The following is a 25,689-nucleotide window of genomic DNA, read 5'->3' as shown; positions in this document are numbered from 1 at the left end:
GGCCATGGCACGTCCGCCCGTCGACCCGCGCCTGTGGCGGTATGCCCGCTCGGCACGCCGGTATCTGATGCTGAGCGTCGGGCTCTCCGTGGTGATCACCGCGTCGATCGTGGTCACCGCGGTGACGCTGGCTCGGGTGCTGGCCGGAGTCATCACCGACCCTGGTGCGCGCGGGTTCGGCTCGTGGACAACCGAACTCGCGGTGCTGGCCGCGTCCGTTGCCGCACGAGTGGCGGCGAGCTGGGTGCAAGCCAGGGTGGCGCATCGGGCCGGGGCGGGTGTGGTCGCGGAGCTGGAGGCGGCGGTGCTCGCGGCCGGTGCACGGCTGTCGCCGCGCGAATTGGAGAGCCGGAGAACCGAACTCGCGGTGGTGGTCGGGACCGGTCTGTCGGGGTTGCGCGGCTATCTGAGCGGATATCTGCCCGCGCTGTTGCTGGCGGTGCTCGTGCCGCCGATCGTGTTGGCGGTCATCGCGATGCACGATCCGGTGTCCGGGGGGATCGCGGTGGTGACGTTGCCGCTCATTCCGATCTTCATGGTGCTGATCGGGTGGCTGACGCAGGGACGCGCGGCGGCGACGCTGGAGGCGACGACTCGGCTGTCGGATCAGTTGCTGGATTTGTTCGCGGGCATGCCGACGTTGCGCGCGTTGGGGAGGGAAGGAAGCGCTGCCGAGCGGTCCGGTTTCGAGCAGGGCGCGAATGCCGCCCGGTCCGGCTCCGTACGGGAGCGAGGTGCTGGTGCCGCTCGGGTGGGAAGTGGCTCGGCCGCCCAGGCGCCTCAGGGCGCAGGATCGGCGACGGCGCGGGATGCGGACGTCGTCGTGGGCCAAGGCGGGCAAGGCGGGGGATCGGCGGCGAATACGGATCGTGCGGGCGGTGATGCGGCGCGGGCTCGCACCATGGCGCACCGGGTGCGCGATCTCGGTGACGCGTTGCGTTCGCGCACGATGCGCGCTTTGCGGATCGCGTTCCTGTCCTCGATGGTGCTGGAGTTGCTCGCGACGCTCAGCGTGGCGCTGATCGCGGTGTCGATCGGGTTGCGGTTGGTCTACGGCGGGATGGATTTGTACGCCGGGCTTGTCGCGCTGATTCTCGCGCCGGAGGTGTACCTGCCGCTGCGGATGGTGGGGGAGCGGTTCCACGCGGCGCAGGACGGGATGGCGGCGGCGGACAAGGCGTTCGCGATTCTCGAGCCGGGGGAGGTGCCCGACCGGTCGGAGGCGGCTGTCGGTGCGGACGAAAGCGCTGAGATGGCGGGATCCGAGAGCGGATCGCCCGGCGCGGTCGAGGGTGCCGGAGCCGAAGGGGCCGGACGCGGTGCGGCGCGACCGGAGCCGCTCGGCCGCATCGAGATGCGCGAACTCGGTGTGCGGGCGCGGGACGGTTTGGCGCCGCATGGGCTCTCGGCTGCGCTGCGTCCGGGGACCGTGACCGTGCTGACCGGGCCCAATGGGAGCGGCAAATCGACGGCGTTCCTCGCGATGCTCGGTCTCGTGCGGCCGGAGGACGGGTGCGTGCTGGTCGACGGAACCGATGTGCGCGAGCTGGACCCCGAAGCGTGGTGGGCGCGGGTTGCTTGGCTGCCGCAGCGGCCGGTGCTCGTGCCGGGCACGTTGCGGGAGAACCTGGAACTGCTGGGCGCGCGGGCCGCCGACGATTCGGATCGCGGGGCGGTCCTCGAAGCGTCCTGCGCCGCTACCGGATTCGACGCTGTGCTGGACGAGTTGCCACAGCGCTGGGACACCGTCGTCGGCGCGGGCGGCACCGGCTTGTCCCTCGGCCAACGCCAGCGCCTCGCGCTGACCAGGGTGCTCGCCGCCGACCGCCCCGCACTCCTGCTCGACGAGCCGACCGCCCACCTCGACTCCGCGAGCGAGTCCGCGGTCCTCGCCGCCCTCCGAGCCAAAGCCCGCGACGGCGCCACGGTCGTCGTCATCGGCCACCGCCCCGCGATCCTGGCCGCCGCCGACCACGTTGTGTCCGTGCGAGCCTCGGTCTTCGATCGGACGGTGAGCGGATCATGAGCGCTGCGGATGTGCACGCCGGGGCCGCATTCACCGATCCTGGCGTGAGCAAGGAAGGCAAACGTCCTGCGGGCGGGTCGATCAGCGGCGACTTTCGCCGGATGTGGGGCCTGCTGGAGCTCTCCCCGTGGCGGGTCGCGGTGGCGGTCGGGTGGGGCGTGCTGGCGCTCGGCAGTGGGCTCGGGCTGGCGGCGCTGGCGGCGTGGTTGATCGCGCGGGCGTGGCAGATGCCGCCGGTGCTGGATTTGAGCGTCGCGGTGGTCTCGGTGCGGGCGCTCGGTATTTCGCGCGGACTGTGCCGGTATCTGGAACGGCTTGCGACGCACGACGTCGCGCTGCGGTCGATGACCATCGCGCGCACGAGCGTCTACCGCACCCTGGCGGGCTCGGACGTGTGGTTGCGCCGGGCGCGCGATACCGAGACCGAGCCGCGGAGCGCGGCGCGGTTGCGACGCGGTGATCTGCTGGTCCGGATCGGCAGCGATATCGACGATCTCGGTGCGGTCGTGGTGCGGGCGCTGGTGCCGATCGTGGTCGCCATCGTGCTGGCGTTCGCCGCGATCGGACTGCTGGCCACGATCTCCGTCGCGGCGGCGGTGATTCTCGCCGTGGCGCTCGGGGTTTCGGGCATTCTCGCGCCCTGGCTCTCGGCGCGCGCCGCGCGGGAGGCCGAGACCGCGGTGCGCGCCGACCGCGCCGAATTCACCGCGCAGGCGCTCACCGTGCTGGACCACGCGGCCGAACTGCGCGTCGCCGGACGACTCGACGCGGCGCTGGCCGCGGCGAAGAAGGCGGGTGAACGTGCGGTAGCCGCCGAGGACAAGGCCGCGTCCCACACCGCTTCGGCCGCCGCCGCGACGCCGCTCGCCATCGGGGCCAGCGTGCTCGGCGCCCTGCTCATCGGCATCGCGATCTATGGCCCGAACGGCGGCGCGCCCGGCGCCATGACGCCCATGGCGCTCACCATCCTCGTGCTGCTGCCGCTCTCCGCCTTCGAAGCGGTCGGACCCCTACCGGCCGCCGCGCAGGCCATCACCACCGCGCGGGCCGCGCTGCGCAGGCTCTCGGCCGTCGAAGCCGCCGACCCGCGCCGGGAGTCCGGCCTGCCGCACCAGCTGCCCGAGCTGCCCGCCGGACGCCGCATCGCGGTCGTCGGTCCGAGCGGTGCGGGCAAGACCACGCTGCTCATGTCGTGGGCCGGGCTGTTCGACACCCCTCGGCCCGACACCACCTTCTTCGCCGAGGACGCGCACCTGTTCGGCACAAGCGTTCTGGAGAACCTGCGGGTCGCTCGCGGCGATATCACCGAAGCCGAGGCCGAGAAGGTACTGCGCGCGGTCGGTCTGGGCGACTGGCTGGATTCACTCGCGGACGGTATTCACACCGAGCTGGTCGGCGGGGCGGCCGCGGTCTCCGGCGGACAGCGCCGCCGCCTCCTGCTCGCCCGCGCACTGCTCGCACCGGCCCGTGTCCTGCTGCTCGACGAGCCCACCGAACACCTCGAGGCCCAGGACGGCGGCGACCTGCTCCGGGCCCTGCTCGACCCCGCGAGCGGACTGGTCGACTCGGACCGGACAGTGGTGGTCGTCACACATCAGCTGCCGGACGGGCACCGCGCCGACGCGGTCGTCCACGTCGACGTATCAGCCCAGGTCACGGTCGAATATCCGGCCGATTCCGCCCCGCGCGAAAATCCATTGCCGACCTGCCGATCCTTCGCTAATTTCGTCAGTACACAGGAAGGAGGTGGTTCGAAGAATGAGTAATTCCAGGACACGTGAGGTGGCTGTCCGCTAGCGCCACCGCTGCAGGTGGTATCCGCCCGCGCGAGGCGCCGAGCGAATACCAGGCAGTCACCCGACCCCCGAGCCCCCGGTCTTGTCCGACCGGGACCCGCGCAGGTTCTCGAACCCGCCGGGTACGGCTCGGGGGTCGTTCCGTTTATGGTGACGATTGTTGCCTCGGGACTCTACGCTGGGCGAATGACCGTTGAGCCGCTTCCCGATTGGGTGATTCCGCCTGCCAACGGTTTCACTGTCGAGGAGTTCCTGCGGATGCGCGGCCTCCCGAAGCACACCGAGCTGATCGATGGGAGTCTCATCTTCGTTAGCCCGCAGCGGAAGTGGCACCGGCAGGTAGTCGACCTCTTCCGGACGGAACTGGCTCTACAGGCACCTCCGCATCTCCGGGCCGACCGTGAGATGGCAGTCAAGCTCGGGAAACGCCAGATGCCGGAGCCGGACGTCATCGTGGTGACGCTCGAAGCAATGAACCGAGCGGACCCGGACACCTACTACTTCGCCGAGGACCTTGTCTTGGCTATCGAAGTGGTCTCACCGGACTCTGAAGAGCGTGACCGCGAAACAAAGCCGATGAAGTACGCCAACGCTGGGATTCCGCACTACTGGCGGACCGAGCAGGGAGACGGCACTGTTGTTGTGTACGTCTACGAGATCGACCCAGCCACGCGTCGTTATGTCCCCACCGGGATCTTCCATGACCGGCTGAAGATCAGCGTGCCGTTCCCGATCGACATCGACCTGACGACGATCGGGCAACGGGGCTGAGCCCGCCGCCTCGGTCACGTCTCGGACGCCGATCGCGTCCATACGCCGCGTGGATCGCCGCAGATCGGCGGCTCCGACCTCTGACGACGACCGGCGGGCCGCCGACCACGGCCGGGGAGATCGTCCGGGCCGGTTCAGCCGATGTAACGCTGGAGGCGGGCGGAGAGGCGGGGTTCGAGGGGGCCGTCGGCGACGACGCGTTCTTCGACGTAGGCGAGGTCGCCGCCCTCGATGATGCCGTAGAGGCGCTTGGCTCCGCCGACGACGACGCCGGACTGGCTGCGGATCACCACGTCGGTGGCCAACTCCCAGGAGGACTGGGTGAGCGCGGTGCCGTAGAAGAGTTCGACGATGCCGGAGCTGTGCGTGAGCAGGAGCTCGATGACCTCGTCGTTGCCGTCGATGCCGACCCGCCAGAATCCGCTTTCGCGGAGATCGGGTCCGCCGTAGCCGCCGTCGTCCTCGATGATCCAGGAACGGGAGTCCCAGGAGAGGTAGTCGCCGCCGTCGTGCGAGACGACGATCTGCTGGCCGAAGCGGTAGTCCCCGCGCTCGGGGTCGTTGCCCTCGCCTTCACCGCGCCACACGCCGACCATGGGCAGCAGGGCCAGCATGGAGGCGCTCAGATCGGGACCGAGCCGCAGGTTCGCGGTGTCCTCGGGCAGCGGCAGGTCCGGCAGCACCGGAATGTTGCGGGCGCCGGTCGATTTCGCGCGCTCGGCGGCCTCGGCCACGGCCTGGTCGCCGCTGCGGCGGACCACGTCGTCACCCCGCTCGGGGTTCCCGGCGGGAGCGCTGCCGTTCATCTGTTCACTCGCTCGCTCGGCCGAATTGGAACCTTCGCTCGCGAGGTCGCTCATGATTCCGTGAACAGCCGGTAGAAGACGTACAGACCGAACCAGCCGATCAGCACGGACACCAGGACCAGCAGAATTTCGAAGAAGAGGACCACGTCTCGGAGTCTAACGAGCGCCACTTCCGGGCAACACAACGGCCCCGGAGCTTCCGCGAAGGAAAGCGCCGGGGCCGTTGGTGTTCGACGTGCCTTACTTGGCGACCGCGACGTCCACGGCGTGGATGCCCGCGCCCTCGGGGCGGACCTCGGCCGAGCCGTTGCCCGCGGAGGACAGCGCACGCACGGTCCACGAGCCCGGAGCCGCGAAGAAGCGGAAGTCACCGGTGCCGGAGGCGACGACCTCGGCGGTGAAGTCACCGTTGCCGTCGAGCAGCCGCACGAACGCGCCGCCGACCGGCTGACCGTCGGTGCTCAGGACGCGGCCGGTGATGACCGTCTCCTTCTCCACGTCGACGCCTGCGGGGATGGCCTGACCCTGGGTAGGTGCTGCACACATGTTGATTACGCTCCCAACTCGATCGGTGCACCGACGAGGGAGCCGTACTCGGTCCAGCTCCCGTCGTAGTTCTTGACGTTCTGGTGGCCGAGCAGCTCCTGCAGCACGAACCAGGTGTGCGAGGAACGCTCGCCGATGCGGCAGTAGGCGATGGTGTCCTTCTCGCCGTCCAGACCGGCTTCCTTGTAGATCTCGGTGAGCTCGGCGTCGGACTTGAAGGTGCCGTCCTCGTTGGCCGCCTTGCTCCACGGCACGTTGATGGCGCCCGGGATGTGGCCGGGACGCTGGCTCTGCTCCTGCGGCAGGTGCGCGGGAGCGAGGATCTTGCCGGAGAACTCGTCAGGCGAACGCACGTCGACCAGGTTCTTGGTGCCGATGGCGGCGATGACCTCGTCGCGGAACGCGCGGATCGTCAGGTCCGGCGCGGCGGCCTTGTACTGGGTGGCGGGACGGTTCACGGCCTCGGTGGACAGCGGACGACCGTCCAGCTCCCACTTCTTGCGGCCGCCGTCGAGCAGCTTGACGTTGTTGTGGCCGTACAGCTTGAAGTACCAGTAGGCGTAGGCGGCGAACCAGTTGTTGTTGCCGCCGTAGAGGACAACCTCGTCGTCGTTCGAGATGCCGCGCGCCGAGAGCAGATCGGAGAACTGCTCCTGGTTCACGAAGTCACGACGAACCTGATCCTGCAGGTCCTTCTTCCAATCGAGCCGGACGGCGCCCTCGATGTGTCCGCCGTCGTAGGCGGAGGTGTCCTCATCGACCTCGACGAAGACGACGCCGGGGGCGTTGAGGTTCTCTTCGGCCCAGTCAACGGAGACCAGGACATCGGAGCGAGCCATTGTGTTCCTTTCAGATATGACTTGCAGGGTCAGTTCGGTGCCGAGACCGCGGTGGGAGCGTCAGGCCCGGAGGCGGAAGCCTGCGTGACCACGGAGGGCCCGCGGACGGCGCCGTGGACTCTGTTCCGGCGGAGGCGGGCGACCAGAGGATAGATCTGGCAGCCCAGGCAGATCCCGAACGCCGCGTTCAGGAACGCCGCGAACAGGGCAAAGCCGGCGAACACCGCGCCGACGACTGTGGAGCCGAGCGCGAAGCCCAGCAGGCTGACGGCCGCGAACACGAAGCCGAGCAGCTGCGCGAATCGCAGCGGCGGCGTCGGCTCGGTCTCGCTGGTGGGAGCGAGGCGCGGCGCGAGGAAGGCGGCGAAGATCCGGCCGTACGGGTGCTTGCGCGGACCGGCGGCCGCGCCGATCGCGAAGACGACCGCCTGCAGCGCGATCAGGACGCCAGCGGCGACGGGCGAGACGGCCGCGGCAACCAGAACCAGGACGAGAACGGCGGTGGTGACCCAGGCGGCGAAACGCGGGCCGCGCACGTCGACGCGGTCGATCGCTGGGGGAATGGCTCGGGATCCGGAAGTGTTCCGGGTTTCGGTGGACATTGTGCGTACTCCTGCGCTGAATGCGTTGATTGGCTGGAAAGTTGCCAGTTCGCCGGGGGATCGTGAGATCACTCGCGCGGCGGGCAGCGGTCGGCGTCAGGAAAGACTGGAAAGCCGACCGATCAGCGGCACAGGCAGCAACAACCACCGAGGCGACACAGATCAACTGTGCGGCGTCGGGTGAGCATCAGCTCGTGGTTGGCTTGCACGAGAGGCAGTTTACCCAATTGGGACGGAGAATTGGACCCGGGGTACGTCACAGTCGCCATCCGGCGGCGTCAGGACTGGTTTTGCCCCGTCAAGGGGGCCAACGCGGAGCGGAGATCGCCCGCCTTCGGCACGCCCGAAATACGGAAGCGCTCCTTGCCCTCGATATCGAAGACGAACGTCGTCGGCAGCGACAGTACGTTCAGCTCCTTGGCCAGCGCGGGCTCGGCGTCGATGTCGACCTCGATGTCCTGCGGCGGGCGCGGGGTCTCCGCCAGATCCGTAGCGACTCCAGCAACCACCCGGCGAACCGCGGCGCACGGTCCGCACCAGTCGGCGGAGAAGTGCAGCACCGCCGGACCCGAACCGGTTACTCCCACCCCGGCGAGCAGATCGGCGCGCGCGGAGTCGGCATCGGCGGCGGGAGTGGCGGCGCGCAGCTTGCCGTGGCGGCCGCGCAGCGCCAGCCCGACGGCGAGCGCGGTGATCAGAACGAGTGCGAGCAGTGTGATTTCGGTCATGGTCTCTGCAGTCGGTCCAGGTCGATCGTCACGTTCTCTCCTTTGCCCTCGACCAGGATCTGCCCGCCCAGCGCGAACACCTTCGTCGGGCGCACGCCGAAGGGCAGGTCCTTCGTATCGATAGTGCGCGTGAAGCGCGCGAGGACGGCGGGGCGATCGGCTTCGGGGACGATGGCCGTGGTGGTGAGGTCGGTGTCGCTGCTGCGATAGAAGCCGGTGGCGACGATCTTGACCTGGTCGTCGTCGAGCGTCAGCTCGGCCTGCACCGCGACCTTGTCACCGTTCTGCGCGCCGGACTTGCCGGGCTGCGCGGTGCTGCCGGGCAGCGTGCCGGTGAGCACCAGCGCGCCCTCGGTCGTCATGCCGGTGCCACCGGAGCCGCCCGTTCCGTCCGATTTGTCCGCTGGGCGCGAATGCACTTGCAGGTCGGGGATATTGAAGAGGCGACCGAGTTCGACCGGTTCGATGCGCATCGCCGCCTGGACCTTCTCCACCGGCACCTTGCGCACGTTGCCGTCGTCCAGGTCGCTCATGCTCGCATGCACGCCGGTGAGCGTCGCGTCCACCGAGATCTCGCCGGGAATGTCGGGGCGGACGACGGCCGCGCGGATCACGATGTTCTGGTACCGACCGTCGAGGGCTTGGCCGAGGAACGGGAAGCCGTGAATGGTCACCTCGGGGTCGGCGCTGAGATCGGCTCCCTCGCGCAGGGTGCGCGAGACGCGGTACTCGGTGTAGGCGGCGGCGCCGAAATCGACGACGACCGCCAAACCCGCGAGACACAGCAGTCCGATGATCAGCTTGCGCATGCCATGAACAGTAATGCGGTGGCGCCGCGCGGGTCGCGACGGTCTCACCGGTCACCCGGATGGCGAGGTCATCGGGGTCGACGCGCTAATCTTGCACTCGATTACCTATGGATTAGCGATGTGGCTTTCGGCAACGCTGCTGTTGCCCCGGCGCTACGAGATGGGAGGAGGGCTTGTGGAGCTGCTCCTGCTGACCTCCGACCCCAACCCCGAGTCGGTGTTGCCGTCGCTCGCGCTGCTCGCGCACAACGTACGGCCCGCCCCGACCGAGGTGGCGTCGCTGTTGGAGGCGGGTACCGCCGATGTCGCGCTGGTCGACGCCCGCACCGACCTCGCCGCCGCGCGCGGACTCTGCCGCCTGCTCGGCAGCACCGGCTCGTCGGTGCCGGTCGTCGCGGTGCTCACCGAGGGCGGCCTGGTCGCGGTGAACGCGGACTGGGGTCTGGACGACATCTTGCTGCCCGGCACCGGCCCCGCCGAACTGGACGCCCGGCTGCGCCTGCTCGTCGGCCGCAACGGCGGTGTGGCGAGCCCCGAGAACTCCGGCAAGATCACCCTCGGCGAGCTCGTCATCGATGAGGGCACCTACACGGCCAGGCTGCGCGGGCGCCCGCTCGACCTCACCTACAAGGAGTTCGAACTCCTCAAGTACCTCGCCCAGCACGCGGGCCGGGTGTTCACCCGCGCCCAGCTGCTGCAAGAGGTGTGGGGCTACGACTTCTTCGGCGGCACCCGCACCGTCGACGTGCACGTCCGCCGCCTGCGCGCCAAGCTCGGCAGCGAATACGAATCGCTCATCGGCACGGTCCGCAATGTCGGCTACAAGGCGGTCCGCCCTGCCCGCACCGCCGCCAAGGGCGAGCCCGTCACGTTCCCCGACGACGACAGCGAGGGCGACGACTCCGCCCTGACGCCGGTCAACGGTTCGGTGCAGTAGTCCACGCGGTGGACCGAATGTCACCTTCAGTGGGTGAGACCGGCTCGGGGCGCCTTCGGTCGACGCGGGGTCGAGCTGGCTCCGCGCGCGATGGCATCCTGGGTGGCGTCTGATCGGAGAGGGGTAGTTGTGGTCGACGTGCGATGGGCCGACGAGCTGGATGACCGCACCGCGCTGGCGGTGCGCGAATTGCTCGGGCGGGCGACCTCCGCAGACGGTGTCGCCCCCGTCTCCGAGCAGGCCGTGCTCTCGCTGCGCGAAAAAGGTGCGGCGCGACATCTGGTCGCCGAGCGGGCGGGCGCGATCGTCGGATACGCCAATCTCGTTGCGGCGCACGGTGAGCACCCTGCGATGGCGGAAGCGGCCGTGGATACGGAGGCGCGGGGGAGCGGTGTCGGAACCGAACTCGTGCGGGCCGCGCTGGCGGCAGGCGGGGCGGGGGCGCGGGTGTGGGCGCACGGCGATCGGCCCGCGGCCAAGGCGGTCGCGGCGCGGCTGGGCCTGGTGACCGCGCGCGAGTTGTGGCAGATGCGCCGCCCGCTGGCAACGCCCGAGCTACCCGAATTGACGGTGCCGGACGAAATCGTGCTGCGCACCTACTCCGGCCCCGCCGACGACGCCGAACTGCTGCGCGTCGACAACGCCGCCTTCCACTGGCATCCCGAGCAGGGCGGCTGGACCGAGCGCGATATCGAAATGCGCCGCGCCGAACCGTGGTTCGATCCGAAAGGCCTGTTCATCGCCACCGCCGCCGACGATCCCTCGCGCGTTCTCGGCTTCCACTGGACCAAGGTGCACCACGAGGAGAATCCGCCGGTCGGCGAGGTCTACATCGTCGGCATCGATCCCGCCGCCCAAGGCCGCGGCCTCGGCCGCCTCCTCACCCTCGCGGGCCTGCACCACTTGCGCGACCGCGGCCTCCCGGAGGTCCTGCTGTACACGGAAGCCGACAACACCGCCGCCGTCCACACCTACACCCGCCTCGGCTTCACCACCGCCCACGTCGACGTCGCCTACGCGGTGCCGGCATCCGATCGGACCTGATGGATCGAACGGCTCGTCGCCGATCGCGAAGCGGGTCGGGCGCCTGACGCAATTCGGCCGAATCCCGAACGGCGCATGGCGCGAAAGTGACCTGTCGGGGCTGTCCAGTAAAGCTGCGGCAAATGTCACACAAAACAGACGCAATCGCGCCGGTGTGTTCACCTCGCGTTCACTCAGCTTGGTCCAACTGTCAACCGGGCGACTTTACGTTACTTAAGGGCAGTGCAGCCGCTGCCTGGTGCGCGAGTTCCCCGCGAACAGCACCACAACACCCGCCCGGGCCGGTGAGGGACCGGGCGTGTCGGACGCGATTCCCGGAGGAATAGTGAATCTCAAGCGCAGCAGCGCCCTGGTCGGTGTGCTGGCCGCCGTCGCCATGCCCCTTGCCGCCTGTGGCAGCGACGACAACACCACCGGCGACCCGAGCAACGCCGCCAACACCAGCGTCGCCTGCGGCGGCAAGAAGTCGCTGAAGGCCAGTGGCGCGTCCTCGCAGAAGAACGCGATGGAGCGCTTCATCGCCGCCTACGAGGCGAACTGCGACGGCTACACCCTGAACTACACCTCCAGCGGCTCCGGCGCGGGCGTCAACGAGTTCATCGGCGGCCAGACCGATTTCGGCGGCTCCGACTCCCCGCTCAGCTCGAAGAAGGAAGAGCCGGCCAAGGCTCAGGAGCGCTGCGGCGCCCCGGCATGGAACCTGCCGACCGTCTTCGGCCCGATCGCGATCACCTACAACATCGACGGCGTGACCGACCTGGTGCTCGACGGCCCGACCGCCGCCAAGGTGTTCAACGGCTCCGTCACCACCTGGGACGCGCCTGAGATCAAGGCGCTCAACCCGAACGCCAAGCTCCCCTCGGAGAAGATCGCCGTGATCTTCCGCTCCGACGAGTCGGGCACCACCGACAACTTCCAGCTCTACCTGGACGCCGCCTCCGACGGCGCGTGGGGCAAGGGCGCGGGCAAGACCTTCAACGGCGGCGTCGGTGAGGGCGCCAAGGGCAACGAGGGCACCTCGGCCGCGATCAAGAGCACCAAGAACTCGATCACCTACAACGAGTGGTCCTTCGCCAAGTCGCAGAACCTCTCCGTCGCGCAGATCGTCACCTCCGCCGGTAAGGACCCGGTGAAGCTGTCGGTCGAGACCGCGGGCAAGGCCATCGACGGCGTGAAGATCAAGGGCGAGGGCAACGACCTGGTCCTCGACACCAGCTCGTTCTACAAGCCGACCGCCGCGGGCTCGTACCCGATCATGATGGCGACCTACGAGATCGTCTGCTCGAAGTACAGCGACGCCGCCGTCGGCGAGGCTGTCAAGGCGTTCCTGACCTCGGCCGTAACCAACGGCCAGAAGGGCCTGGACGAGGGCGGGTACATCCCGATCCCCGAGCAGTTCAAGACCCGCCTGACCACCGCGATCAACGCCATCTCCTGATCGCACAACCATGACCGTGCACCCTGAGGTGACCGCCCCGGGCTCGTCGGATTCGACGGGCCCGTCGGCGGCTGGAGATACTGCGCAGATGCCGAGTGATACGAACACCGAGCCGGCCCCGGTGAAGAGCCGTCCGCCCCACAGCCAACGCGCCGAGGTCGTATTCCGCTCGCTCGCGACGGCCGCGGGCGCGATCATCGTCGCTTCCATCGCGTTGATCGCGCTGTTCCTACTGATCCGCGCGGTACCTTCGCTCAGGGCCGACCAGGTGAACTTCTTCACCAGCACGGAGTTCAGCACCAGCAACGCGGACAACCTGCGGTTCGGCATCCGTGACCTGCTCATGGTCACGGTGCTGAGCTCGGTCTTCGCGCTGGTGATCGCGGTGCCGATCGGCGTCGGCATCGCGCTGTTCCTGACCCACTACGCGCCGAAAGGGTTGGCCCGCCCGTTCGCGATGCTGGTCGACCTGCTCGCCGCGGTGCCGTCGATCGTCTTCGGTCTGTGGGGTTTCCTGGTGCTCGCGCCGGAGCTGGAGCCGGTGCAGCGCTTCCTGAACGAGAACCTCGGCTGGTTCTTCCTTTTCGACGACGGCAACGTCTCGATCTCCGGCGGCGGCACGATCTTCACCGCGGGCGTGGTGCTCGCGGTGATGATCCTGCCGATCATCACGTCGGTCTCGCGTGAGGTCTTCAACCTCACCCCGGTCTCGCACATCGAGGCCGCCCAGGCGCTCGGCGCGACCAAGTGGGAAGTCGTGCGGATGACCGTGCTGCCCTACGGGCGCAGTGGTGTGATCGCGGGCTCGATGCTCGGCCTCGGCCGCGCGCTCGGCGAGACCATCGCGGTACTGGTCGTGCTGCGCACTTCGGCACAGGCGGGTGGCTGGTCGCTGTTCGACGGCGGCTACACCTTCGCCTCCAAGATCGCTTCGGCGGCATCGGAATTCAGTTCGCCGCTGCCGACCGGCGCCTACATCGCCGCGGGCTTCGTGCTGTTCGCCTTGACCTTCGTGGTCAACGCGCTGGCCCGGCTCGCGGCAGGCGGAAAGGTGAACGGCTGATGACAACGCTGACGAAGTTCGACCAGCCGGTCAAGGCCCCGACCTTCCGGCACGTGAGCCCCGCGCGGCGGGTGAAGAACCACCTCGCCACCGGCCTGGTCACCGCCTGCTTCGCCATCGCGCTCGTGCCGCTCGGCTGGGTGCTGTGGATGGTGATCAGCAAGGGCATCGGCGCGATCGCCTCCGTCGACTGGTGGCAGAAGTCCCAGAAGGGCATCCTGCCCGATCAGTTCGGCGGCGGTGTCTACCACGCGATCTACGGCACCATCGTCCAGTCGGCGGTCGCGGCGATCATCGCCGTGCCGCTGGGCATCATGGCCGCGGTCTACCTGGTCGAGTACGGACGAGGCAGGCTCGCCAAGGTCACCACGTTCATGGTCGACATCCTGGCCGGCGTGCCGTCGATCGTCGCGGCGCTGTTCATCTTCGCGCTGTGGATCGCCACGCTCGGCGCGCCGCAGAGCGCCTTCGCGGTGTCGCTGGCGCTGGTGCTGCTGATGTTGCCCGTGGTGGTGCGCAGCACCGAGGAAATGCTGAAGCTGGTGCCGGACGAGTTGCGCGAGGCCTCCTACGCCCTCGGCATCCCCAAGTGGAAGACGATCGTGCGGATCGTCATCCCGACCGCCGCGCCCGGCATGATCAGCGGCACCCTGCTCGCTCTCGCCCGCGTCATGGGCGAGACCGCGCCGGTGCTCGTGCTGGTCGGCTACGCGAAGTCGATCAACACCAACCTCTTCGACGGCAACATGGCCTCGCTGCCGCTGCTGATCTACCAAGAGCTGGCCAACCCCGAAGCGGCGGGCCGCGAACGAGTCTGGGGCGCGGCGCTCACGCTGATCCTGCTCATCGCGCTGCTGTACCTGGCGGCGGCGGGCGTCAACAAGCTGCTCACGCGGAACCGATAGAAGCGAACGGATATTCAGATGGCCAAGCGCATCGACGTCAAAGACCTGAACATCTACTACGGCAAGTTCCACGCGGTCGCCGATGTCTCGCTCACCGTGTTGCCGCGCAGCGTGACCGCTTTCATCGGCCCGTCCGGCTGCGGCAAGTCCACCGTGCTTCGTTCGCTGAACCGCATGCACGAGGTGACCCCGAGCGCCCGCGTCGAGGGCGCCGTGCTGCTCGACGGCGAGGACATCTACGGCGCCACCGTCGACCCGGTCGGCGTGCGCCGCACCATCGGCATGGTGTTCCAGCGGCCGAACCCGTTCCCCACCATGTCGATTCGCGACAACGTGGTGGCCGGGCTGAAGCTGCAGGGCGTGCGCAACAAGAAGGAGCTCGACGAGGTCGCCGAGCGCTCGCTGCGCGGCGCCAACCTCTGGAACGAGGTCAAGGACCGCCTCGACAAGCCGGGCGGCGGCCTGTCCGGCGGTCAGCAGCAGCGTCTGTGCATCGCCCGCGCTATCGCGGTCTCGCCCGACGTGCTGCTGATGGACGAGCCGTGTTCGGCGCTGGACCCGATCTCCACGCTCGCGATCGAGGACCTGATCACCGAGCTGAAGAAGGAATTCACGATCGTCATCGTCACGCACAACATGCAGCAGGCCGCGCGCGTGAGCGACCAGACCGGCTTCTTCAACCTGGAGGCGCAGGGCAAGCCGGGCAAGCTGATCGAGATCGACGACACCGAGAAGATCTTCTCCAACCCCGGCCAGAAGGCGACGGAGGACTACATCTCCGGTCGCTTCGGGTAACCACTTCCTGATCACGCCTCGCCTACTTGTGGCGATTGGCATCGCAAGGCCTGCTCAACTCGTTGGGCAGGCCTTGCGGCCGTTCTCCGAAGCGGCGTTCGCGCGGCTGTGCGGCGTCGCACCTATCCCGGCCGAGGATCCCTTGTCTGTCCCGGTCGGCACGCCCCGCCGACCGTCGGCGGTAGGCGTCCTCGTGCTGCATACAACTCGGCCCCGGCGTGTTTCGCCGGGGCCGAGGAAGTGCTCGCGATCCGCGCGTGCCCTCTGCTGTTGCCCGGCAGCAGTGCGCGTCGGGCGGCGCGTTCTACGCTTCGGTGTCGGGGTCCGCGGGGAGCACGCCGGTGACGAGGAAGATGACCCGGCGGCCGATCTCCACCGCGTGGTCGGCGAAACGCTCGTAGTAGCGGCCCAGCAGGGTGACGTCCACCGCCGCGGCGACGCCGTACTTCCAGTCCCGGTCCATCAACAGGGTGAACAGGTGGCGATGCAGGTCGTCCATCGCCTCGTCGTCCTGGTTGAGCTGCGCGGCGCGCTCGGGGTCACGCGTCTCCAGCACCTCTTTGGCTCCCGCGCCCATGTTCACCGCGATGCGGCCCATCTCGGCGAAGTAGCCGTTCACCGATTCCGGCAGCGCGTGGTTCGGGTGACGCCTGCGGGTGACCTTGGCGACGTGCAGGGCCAGCGCGCCCATCCGGTTCACGTCTTGCACGATCTGGATGGCGCTGACCACCTGGCGTAGGTCGCCCGCGACCGGAGCCTGCAGCGCGAGGAGCGCGAACGCCTTCTCCTCGGCGTCGGTGATCATTTCGGCGATCCGGTCGGACTCGGTGATCACCTGCTCCGCGAGCGCCAGATCGGCCTGTAGCAGCGACTGGGTGGCCCGGTCCATGGCCGTACCCGCGAGACCGGCCATCTCGCCCAGCAGGTGGGCGAGCTCGGCCATTTGCTCGTTGTAGATGACACGCATAAAACCAGACACTAGTTCCCGGCGCTGTCCAAGTCACCAACGGAGGGTGAATGGCCGGTGCCTCGGCGTCCGCGCAGCTACACCGAACGCGCCGGCGGACGATGTCGATGTGCTTCAAACCGAGCGAGAGTGACTCGTGTCACCGCTGCGCTGCGCTGCATCGCCTACTTGCAGATCTCGTCGGCCGCGTTGACGTGTTCCAGGTCCGAGGGCAGTTCGGCAGGTGTCGAATCCGTCGAGGCGCTCGTCACGACGTTGGTGATCTGGTCACCGACCGGCGTCGGCGCCTTGACGGTCACGCCGTTCGCCGAGTCGGCTCCGATGACGACCTCGACGATGCCGCCCAGGTCCTCGGTGGCTTCGATGGTCGCGCCGGGGATCGCGGTGGCCACGGTAGCCGCCGCGGCCTCGAGGCCGGCGCCGTAGCGGACCTTCGTGGTCGCGGAGGTGCCGTTGACGTAGTTGGTGACGTTGTAGATCGAAAAGCCCTGGTTGTCCAGCTTGGTGGCCGCTGTGCGGGCGAGACCGTCGTACCCAGAGCCGTTGGACACCAGCAGCGAGACGGTACCGGGGTCGACTGCCACGTACTTGGGCGGCTCCGGCGCGGCGGAGGTGCTGGCCGGCGCATCGTCGTGCACGGTCGGCTTCTCGCCCGGCAACGGCTGATCGTCGCGGATGGCTTTGAAGATGGCCTTGATGTCGGACTCGCGGGGGATCTCGTTGCCGTAGGCCGTGGTGCCCGCGGTGGGAACGGTGATGAAGGTGACCGCGCCCGCGTCGACCTTCTGCAGCGAACGTCCCAGCATCAGCAGGTCGTTGGGTTCGACCGCGTCTACCCACGTGTGCTTGCTGAACGCGTCGATGAAGTTCTTCAGCCTGCCCGGATCGAAGAGGACCTTGCTGGACAGTGCGCCGCGCAGCAGCGAGGCCAGGAAGCGCTGCTGCCGGTTGATGCGGTCGTAGTCGCTGCGTTCCTCACCGTAGACGTGCCTGGCGCGCACGTAGTTCAGCGCCGTCTCGCCGTTGATGCGCTGCTTGCCAGGCTTCTCCAGGATGGTGCCGAGTACATCGTCGACGAGTGGTTTGGTCGCGCAGACCTCGACGCCATCGATCGTGTCGACCATGGTCTCGAAGCCGGCGAAGTCGATGCCGATGAAGTGATTGATCGAGGCGCCGGTCAGTCGCTGGATCGTGGTGAGGAGGCACTTCGGTCCGCCGAGGTTGTAGACGGCGTTGAGCTTGTCGCCCATCGCGGAGGGGAAGGTCTCGCTGGTGTACGCCTCCTTCTCGTTGTCCCACCCCTTGCACTGCGGCCTTGTCACATCCAGGTCGCGCGGAAAGGACACGACGACAACTCGGTTTCGGGCCTTCGGGATGTGCACGAGCATGGTGGTGTCCGCGCGGGATCCCTCGGCGTCGTCCAGGGTGCCCGCGCCTAGTTGACCGTTGACGCCCGCGCGGGTGTCGCTGCCGACGAGCAGATAGTTCTCGTCACCGAGCTGGGCGTTGGAATCGACGATGTCCTCGGAGTTCTCGTCGAGGGCGGAGACCTGAGTGAAGTTGTTGGTGGTCGAACGCACGTAGCTCCAGCCACCGCCGGTGATCAGCAGCACCAGCACCGCGACCAGGGTGGCGGCCGCCCGGCCCGCGGTCTTCATCCGGCGGTTGCGCCGCTGCTTCGAGGCGGCGAGCCGGGACAGCGGCGGGCTGCCGACGGCTTTGGGCGGCGCCGCGATCTTGGAGGCCGACTTGGCGGCGGGGGTCGCGGCGGACTCGGTCGTCGGCCATTTCGTGGTGGCGGTCTCGGGCTTCTCCGGCTCGTCGAGCGGCGGTAGGACGTCCGTGACCTCTTCGGGCTCGGCCGGTTCGGCGACGCGCCGCGGCGGGGCGGCGGGTGTGGCGCCGGTGATGTCGTCGACGACGGCGGACGGAGCGCGGCGCGGCGTCGCTTGCCGGGCCGGTGTGGCCGCCGCAAGGCGCTTCTCGTCGGGGCTGCCGCCTGGCGCGGACCGCGTGGGCGCGGCTTCGGGGGCCCGGCGGGCGGGTGCCTGCGTGGCATTGCGCAGCGAAGCGTCAGGAGCGCCGCGCTGGGCACCTTCTACGGCACGGGGAGCTCGAGGGGTACCGCGCTGGGTTCCCTCCGGTGCTTTGCGTTGCGGAGCCTTGGCCGCGCCGCGCTGCGGACCTTCCGGCGCGCCGCGCTGGGGACCTTCGGGAGCTTTGTGTTGTGGAGCCCCACCGCGCTGTGTCCCATCGAGCGCGCCCCGCTGCGGACCTTCGAGCGCGCCACGCTGTGTACCTTCCGGCACGCCACGCTGGGGACCTGCCGGTGCTTTGTGCTGCGGAGCCTGGTGTGTGCCGCGGTGCGGAGCCTCCGGCGCGCGGCGTTGATGTGGGGCGGGGCTCTCGGGCGCGCGGCGCGGGGGCTCGGCGGGACGGGCCGGTGCGGCGGCGCGGGCCGGGTGTTCCGGCGCGGTCTCGGCGCGGCGGCTCGGGTGGCCGGCGGCGTTGTCGGCGCGGCGCCTGCGGCCGGTGCGCTCGTTGTCGACCTTCTCGACCAGATCCTGGACCGTCAGCGGCGCGGAGCCGGAGTCGGCCGCGGCATCGGCGTGCCGGGAGCGGCGGGACGTGCGTGCGCCATCTCGTTCGGTGTTCTCACCCGTGGCATGGTGCTCCCACGGGGCGCGACCTCCGGGCCGTGGCGCGCGCCCGTGCCGATCGTCACCCACCAACGAACCTCGCTTTTCGTCTTTGCTGCCCGCCGGCGCCGAGCTCGACCAGCATGACCGATTTCGCCAATGATAACGATTCCGCCACGGCGGGCCAGCCCGGAGCGAAATCGAATTGCCGCAAAGCCGTATCCCAATTCGCTGTTGATCGGTAACCGGATAGTAGCGAAAAGACTGGCGAAACAGCTGGTCCTCGGACGATTCCGACGTGTGTCGGTTTGCCCGTGACCGCGACGGCGGAGCCGCCTCCGATCAGCCTCCGCTGTGCATCACATCGGCCGCCGTCGGCACCGCCGGGTCGTCGGGATCGTCGAGCCAGCCGTGCGGCAGCGCGACCTTGCCCGGCGAACCCTGCCGTCCGCGCGGTCCTTCGGCGTCTTTCGGGAACGGCGCGGTCGGGTCGAGCTTGCCGATCAGGTCGCCGAGTTCGGTGAGACTGGACACGGTGGCGAAGGCGCGGCGCAGATCCGCGCCGACCGGGAAGCCCATGAGGTACCAGGCCATGTGCTTGCGCAGATCGCGCATGGCCTTCTCTTCGCCGAGATGGTCCGACAGCAGCGCGCCGTGCCGGTGCAGCACCTCGCCGACGCGTCCGAGATTCGGCGGCTCAGGCAGTGCCTCGCCGCGCAGCGCCGCTTGCAGTTCGGCGAACAGCCACGGCCTGCCGAGGCAGCCGCGTCCGACGACGACGCCGTCGCAGCCCGTCTCGGCCATCATGCGGACCGCGTCGTCGGCGGAGAAGATGTCGCCGTTGCCGAGCACCGGAATGGTGGTCACCGCCTCCTTGAGCCGGGCGATGGCCGACCAGTCGGCCTGGCCGGAGTAGCGCTGAGCCGCGGTGCGCGCGTGCAGCGCTACCGCCTTGGCGCCCTCGGCCTCGGCGATGCGACCCGCGTCCAGGTAGGTGAGGTGCTCGTCGTCGATGCCGATGCGGAACTTGACCGTCACCGGCACACCCGCTGGTTCGGCGGCGGCGACCATGGCGCGCACGATCTTGCTGAACAACGCTCGCTTGTACGGCAGTGCCGCCCCGCCGCCCAGCCGGGTGACCTTCGGCACCGGGCAGCCGAGATTCATGTCGATGTGATCGGCCCAGCCCTCGCCGACGATGATGCGCACCGCCTCGCCCAGCGTGGCCGGGTCGACGCCGTAGAGCTGCATCGAGCGCGGGTGCTCGTCCTCGTCGAAGGACATCATGTGCAGCGTCTTCTCGTTGCGCTCCACCACCGCGCGCGCGGTGATCATCTCGCACACGTAGATGGAGGTGGAGCTGCCGAACTCGCGGCACAGCTTGCGGAAGGCGAGGTTGGTGATGCCCGCCATCGGCGCGAGCACCACCGGCGGGTCGACCGGATACGGCCCGATCCGCAGCGTCGTCGGCGCCTCGGTAGTCATCGTCACGCGTTCCAGTGTCTCATCAGGGCATGCCCGACCCGGCGGCACCGTGGCGTGACGTGCGCCGATTCACTCCCCGCGCAGTCGCCGGTGGTAGATCTCCCGTATCGCCGGGTCCGGTTCCGTATACGCCGTGGTCGCGCCGGTGAGCTTGGCCACGGCCAGCTGCACCCGGTAGGGCATCAGCTGGGTGGACTTGATGACGGCCGCCAGCCTGCGCGGCACCGTCACCAGCGGACGGGCCCGCCGCACGGTGTCCACGATCGCCGCGGCGACCTGTTCCGGGTCGACGGTGGTGAGCGGCTCGATCCAGTTCGGCATGTTCGCGCCCGCCGAGAGCTCGGTGCGCACGATGCCGGGCAGTACCGCGCTCACCTGCACGCCCTGCTCCTTCAACTCCAGGTGCAGCGCCGAGGTGAAGCCGACCACCGCGTGCTTGGTCGCGCTGTAGGTGGCGAGGCCGGGGAAGCCCTGTGTCCCGGCGAGCGAGGCGATGTTGATCAGGTGGCCGTGGCCGCGCGCCAGGAATCGGTCGGTGGCCAGCCGACTGCCGTGGATGACGCCGCGCAGGTTGACGTCGATGATCCGTTCGGTCATCACCTCGTCCTCGTCGGCGAACAGCCCCGTCGGCATGATCCCCGCGTTGTTCACCAAGACGTCGAGCGGCCCGAGCTGAGCTTCCACCGCGTCGAGGAAGGCGGCGAAGGAGTTGCGATCGGTGACGTTCAGCGGCAGACCGACGACCTTGGCGTCCGGGTCGGCCCCCAGCTCGGCCGCGGTCTTCTCGACCAGCTCGACGTCGACGTCCCCGATCGCCACGGCGGCCTTCGCCGCCAGGAACGCCTCGGCGGTGGCCCGCCCGATCCCGCGGGCGCCACCCGTGATCGCCACGACCTTGCCAGCGAGAACCACGCCCGCAGCCATGATGGCCTCCCTCGATGAGCTCCAACCCCACGGTAACTTCGGCGGCACCTCGCGCGCGGCCGAATGCGCTCGACGCCTTAGTCTGGGACAGTGGGATCGCGGGGGCCGTACCACGGCCGCTCGCACTCCCGATCAGCGGCGACATCGGCGACCTTGCTGTGACGCCTACCGTGACCGGCGGTTATAGCGCGAACGCATCATCAATACGACATCGGAGTACCCATTGCCTGCCGACGACAAGGCCACCCCGGAACAGAGTGCGAGCACGTCGGACGTGCGTCTCGACAAGAAGGACGATCCCGCCCCCGCCCCGAAGTCCGGCGCCACGCTCTCCATCCCGGTGACGTCGGTGCTGTGGGGTGCGGCCGTCGGCGTCCTCGCCGTGCTGACCGTGCTGTTCGGCGTGCTGTGGTGGTCGGCCAAGAGCGATCTCGACGAACAAGCTCAGCGCGCCGCCGAGGACCGCCGCGCCGAACAGGTCGCCACCGATTACGCGGTCGGCGCGGCGACGGTGAATTATCAGGACATCAACGCGTGGATCGGAAAGCTGAAGGCCAACACCACTCCCCAGCTGGCGAACAAATTCGACGCCACAGCGCCCAAGCTGGAGCAGATTCTGGTCCCGCTGAAGTGGACGTCCACCGCCTCGCCCATTTCCGCGAAGGTCGTTTCCGAGGACAACGGCGTCTACAAGGTGAATGTCTTCGTGAACGTGAGTTCGACGAATGCGCAGAGCCCGGAAGGCGCGCAAACCACGGTGACTTACAACGTCACGCTGGATGAGAACTCCGATTGGAAGATCACCGATGTCGGCGGCACCGACGGCGCATTGCCGCTGAACTGAATACGGTTCGGACAAAAGCGCGCCGCCGCCGGAATGATTCCAGCGGCGGCGCTTGCTTTTACCGTGCGATCAGATCGCGGCGGCGCCTGCGAGTTCGCGCTTCTTGGCTTCGCGAGCCAGCATGCGGTCGCGCTGCTCCTCGAACTTCACGACGTCCTTGCCGAGCTTTTCCAGGAAGTTGCCGAGCCGCTCGCGGACGGCCTCGCCGCGCGGGGTGAAGTCGTCGCGCTCGAAGATGTTCCACTTCTTCAGCACCGGCTCCACGACGTCCTCGAGGTGCTGGCGCAGGTCGTAGATGCCGTGCTTGGCCATCAGCACGCCGTTGCGGCGGAAGTTGGGCATGCCCGCGCCGGGCATCTGAAAGTTCTCCAGGATCAGCGTGATGGCCTCGAGAGTCTGGTCGGGCGCCAGGTCGAGGGCCGCACCGCACATGTTGCGGTAGAAGATCATGTGCAGGTTCTCGTCGGCGGCGACGCGCTGCAGCATGCGGTCGGCGATCGGGTCGTCGCAGACCTTGCCGGTGTTGCGGTGCGAGACGCGGGTGGCGAGTTCCTGGAAGGTCACGTAGGCCACCGAGTGCAGGAAGCCGGCGTCGGCCTCGGTGGGGGAGGCGAAGCCGTTGGTCATGTGGACCATGCGGGCCTCTTCGAGTGCGACCGGGTCGACGCCGCGGGTGACCACCAGGTAGTCACGCATGACGATGCCGTGCCGGTTCTCCTCGGCGGTCCAGCGCCCCACCCAGGTGCCCCACGCGCCGTCCTGCGAGAAGTTCTCGGCGATCTCGCGGTGGTAGGAGGGGAGGTTGTCCTCGGTCAGCAGGTTCGTGATCATGGCCGCCTTGGCGACCTCGCTCAATCGGGACTGCTCCGGGTCCCAGTCGACACCCCCGAGTGCCGCGAAGTTGCGGCCCTCGTCCCAGGGGACGTAGTCGTGGGGATGCCATTCCTTTGCCAAGGAGAGGTGCCGGTTGACGTTTTGTTCGGCAACCGGCTCCAACTCCGTGAGCAGCTCGAGTTGAGTCAGATCCCTTGCCATGTAATAGCCCTTCATTGAGTGCGTGCACGCTTGCAGGTCGTCCCCCCGGGTAGACCGTGCTGATGCGGCCATACCTTACGGCACCGTAGGTGTGATGCGAAACGCATCCAGCTGAGAATCGGCGCCCGGTGATGCACTTCATACGTCGTCGTTGACGCTCGGCGCACCCCCCGAGTGTAAGCCGCGTCGAGCCTGGCGTCCGGTGACAGAAGACACGTCGGCCCGCAGCGTCTGGTCTATCGTCGCGAGGCCTTCGGCGTTAGCGCCGGGTGGCGATGTCCTCCTGCGTCGCCGCGCTGGGAGGCGCTATGGGAACGCTCGACGCTGTGCCGCAACCGATCTGCTCAGGCACCGCCGCGCCGAGCAACCGGTCTCGGCCGCCGCCTGCCCTAGGTGATCTCGGCACCGGAATCCGGTCCTGATGCGATGCTGATTACTGAACTCGGAGATTCGCCTACGACTACGACAGCAGCGCGGCGTCACCGGGAAGTTCGAAGCTCAGTGGCGGTGCGCTCACACAGTGAGGACGCAGACCATGGCCGAGATTTTCAGCGGGATATACCTGATATTCAACTGCGCGGACCCAGGATCCGTGATGGCGGTCACCAGCGACGACGGGGCGAGCGTGGGAATGGTCGACTTCGCCGACGGCGGCCCGCGGCAGCAGTGGCGGTTCGATGGGCTCGGCGACGGGGTCTACGTGGTCTTCAACCAGGGCTCGAACATGCCGCTCGTGCTGGACAAACCGTCGGAGGGCGGGCAGGCCGAGTGCGGGTTCAGTGACCTCCTGTGGACCATCGACGGTGACTCCGAGCGATCGCCGATCGTCTACGACGGCATGGCCCTCACCCCTACCAACGGGCAGGGGGGATGGAAGCTCACGCTACTTCCCCAAAACGGGGCCGACATACAGCAGTGGCGTTTCCTTTCCGTCGGTTGAGGCAGCACCGCGCCCCACGCCGGGGCGGATCTGCCCCACGTGCCGACGAGAGCCGAGGCATCCTCGGCCTTCTCCGGACAGAAAGAACCGCAGGCGCCCGGATGGATCCGGGCGCCTGCGGCGGTGTGCCCCCAGTAGGGCTCGAACCTACGACCTGCGGATTAAAAGTCCGTAGCTCTACCAACTGAGCTATAGGGGCGCGAAGGGAAAGTGTAGTGCGCGGGGTCCGTATCGCCCAACCCGGGCGGGGGTGGGTCGGGGGGCGTGGGGCCGGGCGGTCGGCGGCGCGGTTCGAGTGGTGGCGGCGCGTGCGGTAACAAGGGAGGCGGGCGAGGCGATGCTGCCGGTAAACATTTGGCACCCAGCTTTGTTCATTCCGCGTAGAACTGGATATCATCCAATCATGTTGGCTTCCAGGGACTTTGGATTTGCAGAGGGCGGGAGACCGAAGCTCGGGGGAGCGCGTGGACGGCGCGGGCGATGGTCGCGCGGATGGCGGACGGGCGTCGAGCCTGCCGGTCGGGTCGGGTGAACAGCCCTGCGACGCTGCCGAATTCGGTAATCGGGGCGATGCCCGATTCTGATTGCGAGATGTTTGCTGTAACAGATATCCGAGTCCGGCGGCTATCTGACTCTTCGGTTTGCCGCGTGTCGCAAGGAGTTTCCGGGTACGGTGACGCCTTGGTGAATTCCGGAAGAATCGCCGCCACACCCGGCGAACTGGAATTCGGCTTATCGTTGTTGTGCCCGAACGTGTCACGAACGGTACGGCCGATCGTGGCGAACAAGGAGTCGATGCCGCAGGAGGCTGATCCGAGACGATGTTTGCCCGGGTGCGCACCCCCTGCGGCGCACCCGGGCAGGCAAACTATACCAGCTGGTGTGTTTCAGGTTTTTCGCAAGTTTTCGTACCGAAAGTTTGAAACTGGGCGAAAACCCGGTTTGAAGTATTGATAAAACTCATAACTTCGCGCCAAGGGTTCGTTCCTATGGGGGGCACCGATTGGCGGCGAGTAGGCTTCGGAGGCGTTTCGAGCATGGCACGGCAGCAAGAGCGGGCCCGCCGGACACGTGCGGCGATTATCAGGTCCGCCGCCGTTGAGTTCGGGAAGAGCGGCTATGCCGCTGCATCGCTCAACCGCATATTGGAGGGATCGCGCGCGACCAAGGGGGCGATGTACTTCCATTTCGATTCCAAGGAAGATCTGGCACGCGCGGTACTGGAGACGGCGGTGGAGCGGTATCGGTCCTCGGCCGAACGCTGGCTCGCCAGAACGGATCTCGGCCCGCTGGACACCTTGCATGGGATGATCGACGAGATGGCGCTCCGGCTCGAGCACGACATCATCGTGCAGGCGGAGTACCGCTTGATCATCGAGCCGGACTTCTATCGCGACGTGCAAACCGGCGGCGGTCGCATCCTCGGCCGTGCGACCAGGGTGCTGGCCGTGCGCGCCATCGAGCACGGACAGCTGCGCGCCGACGCCGATCCGGACCGGTTCACCAGGACGCTGGCGGCCGGTCTCGCGGGGCAGCGCTACATGCTCGATCTGCTGGGCGGCGCGACCGATCTGCGCTCGCGCTTCCAGGAAGTGCTCGAGGTCGTGGTCGATGCGATGTCCACCCCGGAGTGGGGCGCGAAGTTCCGGGTCGACGGATGGCGCGCGTCCGCACGGCTGGAAGAGCTCGGTCTGGGCCTCTGACCAGCCGATTTGGGAAACTCGGCGAGACTGTCATAAGCTATGCGAGC

At 68.3% G+C, this 25,689-nt stretch carries 23 protein-coding genes and 1 tRNA gene; 12 read left to right on the top strand and 12 right to left on the bottom strand.

The window, feature by feature from the left end:
- Positions 1-4: 4 nt before the first annotated feature.
- From AB0H49_RS02445 to AB0H49_RS02435, 3 genes are all read left to right on the top strand, one after another.
- Positions 5-2,026: an ATP-binding cassette domain-containing protein gene (locus tag AB0H49_RS02445; protein ID WP_357246240.1), complete on the top strand. Its 2,022-nt coding sequence runs from the start codon at positions 5-7 to the stop codon at positions 2,024-2,026.
- 101 nt (positions 2,027-2,127) lie between these two features.
- Complete coding sequence (locus AB0H49_RS02440) at positions 2,128-3,792, top strand: ATP-binding cassette domain-containing protein (RefSeq protein WP_357246601.1); 1,665 nt, start codon at positions 2,128-2,130, stop codon at positions 3,790-3,792.
- Positions 3,793-4,008: 216 nt separating this feature from the next.
- Positions 4,009-4,593 carry a Uma2 family endonuclease gene (locus AB0H49_RS02435; RefSeq protein ID WP_355000305.1) on the top strand — a complete coding sequence of 195 codons (585 nt, stop codon included), beginning with the start codon at positions 4,009-4,011 and terminating at the stop codon, positions 4,591-4,593.
- 134 nt (positions 4,594-4,727) lie between these two features.
- Here the strand turns inward: AB0H49_RS02435 and AB0H49_RS02430 are convergent, their stop codons facing one another.
- From AB0H49_RS02430 to AB0H49_RS02405, 6 genes are all read right to left on the bottom strand, one after another.
- Positions 4,728-5,453, bottom strand: a complete 726-nt coding sequence (locus AB0H49_RS02430; protein ID WP_355000304.1) for an FABP family protein — start codon at positions 5,451-5,453, stop codon at positions 4,728-4,730.
- A gap of 186 nt (positions 5,454-5,639) precedes the next feature.
- Positions 5,640-5,945, bottom strand: a complete 306-nt coding sequence (locus AB0H49_RS02425) for a DUF1416 domain-containing protein (protein WP_063023277.1) — start codon at positions 5,943-5,945, stop codon at positions 5,640-5,642.
- 5 nt (positions 5,946-5,950) lie between these two features.
- Positions 5,951-6,784 (bottom strand): sulfurtransferase, encoded by an 834-nt coding sequence (locus AB0H49_RS02420; RefSeq protein WP_355000303.1) that lies wholly within the window; start codon positions 6,782-6,784, stop codon positions 5,951-5,953.
- Between the two features lie 29 nt (positions 6,785-6,813).
- Positions 6,814-7,386, bottom strand: a complete 573-nt coding sequence (locus AB0H49_RS02415) for a DUF4395 domain-containing protein (protein WP_357246236.1) — start codon at positions 7,384-7,386, stop codon at positions 6,814-6,816.
- Between the two features lie 278 nt (positions 7,387-7,664).
- Positions 7,665-8,114 carry a thioredoxin family protein gene (locus AB0H49_RS02410; protein WP_357246233.1) on the bottom strand — a complete coding sequence of 150 codons (450 nt, stop codon included), beginning with the start codon at positions 8,112-8,114 and terminating at the stop codon, positions 7,665-7,667.
- The gene (locus AB0H49_RS02405; RefSeq protein WP_357246230.1) at positions 8,111-8,923 is read right to left on the bottom strand and encodes an LmeA family phospholipid-binding protein; all 813 of its coding nucleotides are present in this window, start codon (positions 8,921-8,923) and stop codon (positions 8,111-8,113) included. Before AB0H49_RS02405 ends, AB0H49_RS02410 begins: the two co-directional genes overlap by 4 nt.
- 175 nt (positions 8,924-9,098) lie before the next feature.
- Between AB0H49_RS02405 and AB0H49_RS02400 the strand changes: the two genes are divergently transcribed.
- From AB0H49_RS02400 to pstB, 6 genes are all read left to right on the top strand, one after another.
- Positions 9,099-9,860, top strand: coding sequence for a response regulator transcription factor (locus tag AB0H49_RS02400; protein ID WP_357246227.1), 762 nt, complete (start codon positions 9,099-9,101; stop codon positions 9,858-9,860).
- A 90-nt stretch (positions 9,861-9,950) separates the two neighbouring features.
- A complete protein-coding gene (gene mshD / locus AB0H49_RS02395) occupies positions 9,951-10,904 on the top strand; it encodes a mycothiol synthase (RefSeq protein WP_357246598.1) in 954 nt (317 codons plus the stop codon).
- A gap of 325 nt (positions 10,905-11,229) precedes the next feature.
- Entirely contained in the window at positions 11,230-12,342 is a 1,113-nt protein-coding gene (gene pstS, locus AB0H49_RS02390) for a phosphate ABC transporter substrate-binding protein PstS (RefSeq protein ID WP_355000298.1), read from the top strand.
- Positions 12,343-12,430: 88 nt separating this feature from the next.
- Positions 12,431-13,405 (top strand): phosphate ABC transporter permease subunit PstC, encoded by a 975-nt coding sequence (gene pstC, locus AB0H49_RS02385; RefSeq protein ID WP_355000297.1) that lies wholly within the window; start codon positions 12,431-12,433, stop codon positions 13,403-13,405.
- Complete coding sequence (pstA, locus tag AB0H49_RS02380; protein ID WP_355000296.1) at positions 13,405-14,310, top strand: phosphate ABC transporter permease PstA; 906 nt, start codon at positions 13,405-13,407, stop codon at positions 14,308-14,310. Before pstC ends, pstA begins: the two co-directional genes overlap by 1 nt.
- A gap of 18 nt (positions 14,311-14,328) precedes the next feature.
- Positions 14,329-15,105 (top strand): phosphate ABC transporter ATP-binding protein PstB, encoded by a 777-nt coding sequence (gene pstB / locus AB0H49_RS02375; RefSeq protein ID WP_067790438.1) that lies wholly within the window; start codon positions 14,329-14,331, stop codon positions 15,103-15,105.
- Between the two features lie 304 nt (positions 15,106-15,409).
- On the opposite strand, the gene phoU is transcribed toward pstB, so the two are convergent.
- From phoU to AB0H49_RS02355, 4 genes are all read right to left on the bottom strand, one after another.
- Complete coding sequence (gene phoU / locus AB0H49_RS02370) at positions 15,410-16,072, bottom strand: phosphate signaling complex protein PhoU (protein WP_355000295.1); 663 nt, start codon at positions 16,070-16,072, stop codon at positions 15,410-15,412.
- A gap of 164 nt (positions 16,073-16,236) precedes the next feature.
- Positions 16,237-18,801 (bottom strand): LCP family protein, encoded by a 2,565-nt coding sequence (locus tag AB0H49_RS02365; protein WP_357246222.1) that lies wholly within the window; start codon positions 18,799-18,801, stop codon positions 16,237-16,239.
- A gap of 252 nt (positions 18,802-19,053) precedes the next feature.
- Positions 19,054-20,196 carry a tRNA dihydrouridine synthase DusB gene (gene dusB / locus AB0H49_RS02360; protein ID WP_067790445.1) on the bottom strand — a complete coding sequence of 381 codons (1,143 nt, stop codon included), beginning with the start codon at positions 20,194-20,196 and terminating at the stop codon, positions 19,054-19,056.
- A 69-nt stretch (positions 20,197-20,265) separates the two neighbouring features.
- Positions 20,266-21,108: an SDR family oxidoreductase gene (locus AB0H49_RS02355; RefSeq protein WP_355000551.1), complete on the bottom strand. Its 843-nt coding sequence runs from the start codon at positions 21,106-21,108 to the stop codon at positions 20,266-20,268.
- A 286-nt stretch (positions 21,109-21,394) separates the two neighbouring features.
- On the opposite strand from AB0H49_RS02355, the gene AB0H49_RS02350 reads away from it, so the two are divergent.
- Positions 21,395-21,964, top strand: coding sequence for a hypothetical protein (locus AB0H49_RS02350; protein ID WP_355000550.1), 570 nt, complete (start codon positions 21,395-21,397; stop codon positions 21,962-21,964).
- Between the two features lie 69 nt (positions 21,965-22,033).
- Here the strand turns inward: AB0H49_RS02350 and AB0H49_RS02345 are convergent, their stop codons facing one another.
- The gene (locus AB0H49_RS02345; protein ID WP_355000293.1) at positions 22,034-22,999 is read right to left on the bottom strand and encodes an acyl-ACP desaturase; all 966 of its coding nucleotides are present in this window, start codon (positions 22,997-22,999) and stop codon (positions 22,034-22,036) included.
- Between the two features lie 535 nt (positions 23,000-23,534).
- Here AB0H49_RS02345 and AB0H49_RS02340 point away from each other — a divergent pair.
- Entirely contained in the window at positions 23,535-23,939 is a 405-nt protein-coding gene (locus tag AB0H49_RS02340) for a hypothetical protein (protein ID WP_355000292.1), read from the top strand.
- 126 nt (positions 23,940-24,065) lie between these two features.
- Here AB0H49_RS02340 and AB0H49_RS02335 read toward each other — a convergent pair.
- A tRNA-Lys gene (locus AB0H49_RS02335) sits at positions 24,066-24,138 on the bottom strand.
- A gap of 838 nt (positions 24,139-24,976) precedes the next feature.
- Here AB0H49_RS02335 and AB0H49_RS02330 point away from each other — a divergent pair.
- Entirely contained in the window at positions 24,977-25,642 is a 666-nt protein-coding gene (locus tag AB0H49_RS02330) for a TetR/AcrR family transcriptional regulator (RefSeq protein ID WP_355000291.1), read from the top strand.
- The last annotated feature ends 47 nt before the right edge of the window (positions 25,643-25,689 follow it).

Source organism: Nocardia sp. NPDC050713 (assembly GCF_040654315.1).
Lineage (GTDB): Bacteria > Actinomycetota > Actinomycetes > Mycobacteriales > Mycobacteriaceae > Nocardia.
Note: the sequence above shows the minus strand (reverse complement) of the source record. Positions and strands in the feature narration are given on the sequence as shown.

Bases quoted from the DNA above. Each gene is read 5' to 3' on its own strand.
- AB0H49_RS02330 (WP_355000291.1), top strand. From the start codon at position 24,977: ATGGCACGGCAGCAAGAGCGGGCCCGCCGGACACGTGCGGCGATTATC.
- AB0H49_RS02440 (WP_357246601.1), top strand. From the start codon at position 2,128: ATGTGGGGCCTGCTGGAGCTCTCCCCGTGGCGGGTCGCGGTGGCGGTC.
- AB0H49_RS02445 (WP_357246240.1), top strand. From the start codon at position 5: ATGGCACGTCCGCCCGTCGACCCGCGCCTGTGGCGGTATGCCCGCTCG.
- AB0H49_RS02420 (WP_355000303.1), bottom strand. From the start codon at position 6,784: ATGGCTCGCTCCGATGTCCTGGTCTCCGTTGACTGGGCCGAAGAGAAC.
- AB0H49_RS02415 (WP_357246236.1), bottom strand. From the start codon at position 7,386: ATGTCCACCGAAACCCGGAACACTTCCGGATCCCGAGCCATTCCCCCA.
- AB0H49_RS02405 (WP_357246230.1), bottom strand. From the start codon at position 8,923: ATGCGCAAGCTGATCATCGGACTGCTGTGTCTCGCGGGTTTGGCGGTC.
- mshD (WP_357246598.1), top strand. From the start codon at position 9,951: ATGGCATCCTGGGTGGCGTCTGATCGGAGAGGGGTAGTTGTGGTCGAC.
- pstA (WP_355000296.1), top strand. From the start codon at position 13,405: ATGACAACGCTGACGAAGTTCGACCAGCCGGTCAAGGCCCCGACCTTC.
- AB0H49_RS02345 (WP_355000293.1), bottom strand. From the start codon at position 22,999: ATGGCAAGGGATCTGACTCAACTCGAGCTGCTCACGGAGTTGGAGCCG.
- AB0H49_RS02430 (WP_355000304.1), bottom strand. From the start codon at position 5,453: ATGAGCGACCTCGCGAGCGAAGGTTCCAATTCGGCCGAGCGAGCGAGT.
- AB0H49_RS02410 (WP_357246233.1), bottom strand. From the start codon at position 8,114: ATGACCGAAATCACACTGCTCGCACTCGTTCTGATCACCGCGCTCGCC.
- AB0H49_RS02425 (WP_063023277.1), bottom strand. From the start codon at position 5,945: ATGTGTGCAGCACCTACCCAGGGTCAGGCCATCCCCGCAGGCGTCGAC.
- pstB (WP_067790438.1), top strand. From the start codon at position 14,329: ATGGCCAAGCGCATCGACGTCAAAGACCTGAACATCTACTACGGCAAG.
- AB0H49_RS02435 (WP_355000305.1), top strand. From the start codon at position 4,009: ATGACCGTTGAGCCGCTTCCCGATTGGGTGATTCCGCCTGCCAACGGT.
- dusB (WP_067790445.1), bottom strand. From the start codon at position 20,196: ATGACTACCGAGGCGCCGACGACGCTGCGGATCGGGCCGTATCCGGTC.
- phoU (WP_355000295.1), bottom strand. From the start codon at position 16,072: ATGCGTGTCATCTACAACGAGCAAATGGCCGAGCTCGCCCACCTGCTG.
- pstC (WP_355000297.1), top strand. From the start codon at position 12,431: ATGCCGAGTGATACGAACACCGAGCCGGCCCCGGTGAAGAGCCGTCCG.
- AB0H49_RS02340 (WP_355000292.1), top strand. From the start codon at position 23,535: ATGGCCGAGATTTTCAGCGGGATATACCTGATATTCAACTGCGCGGAC.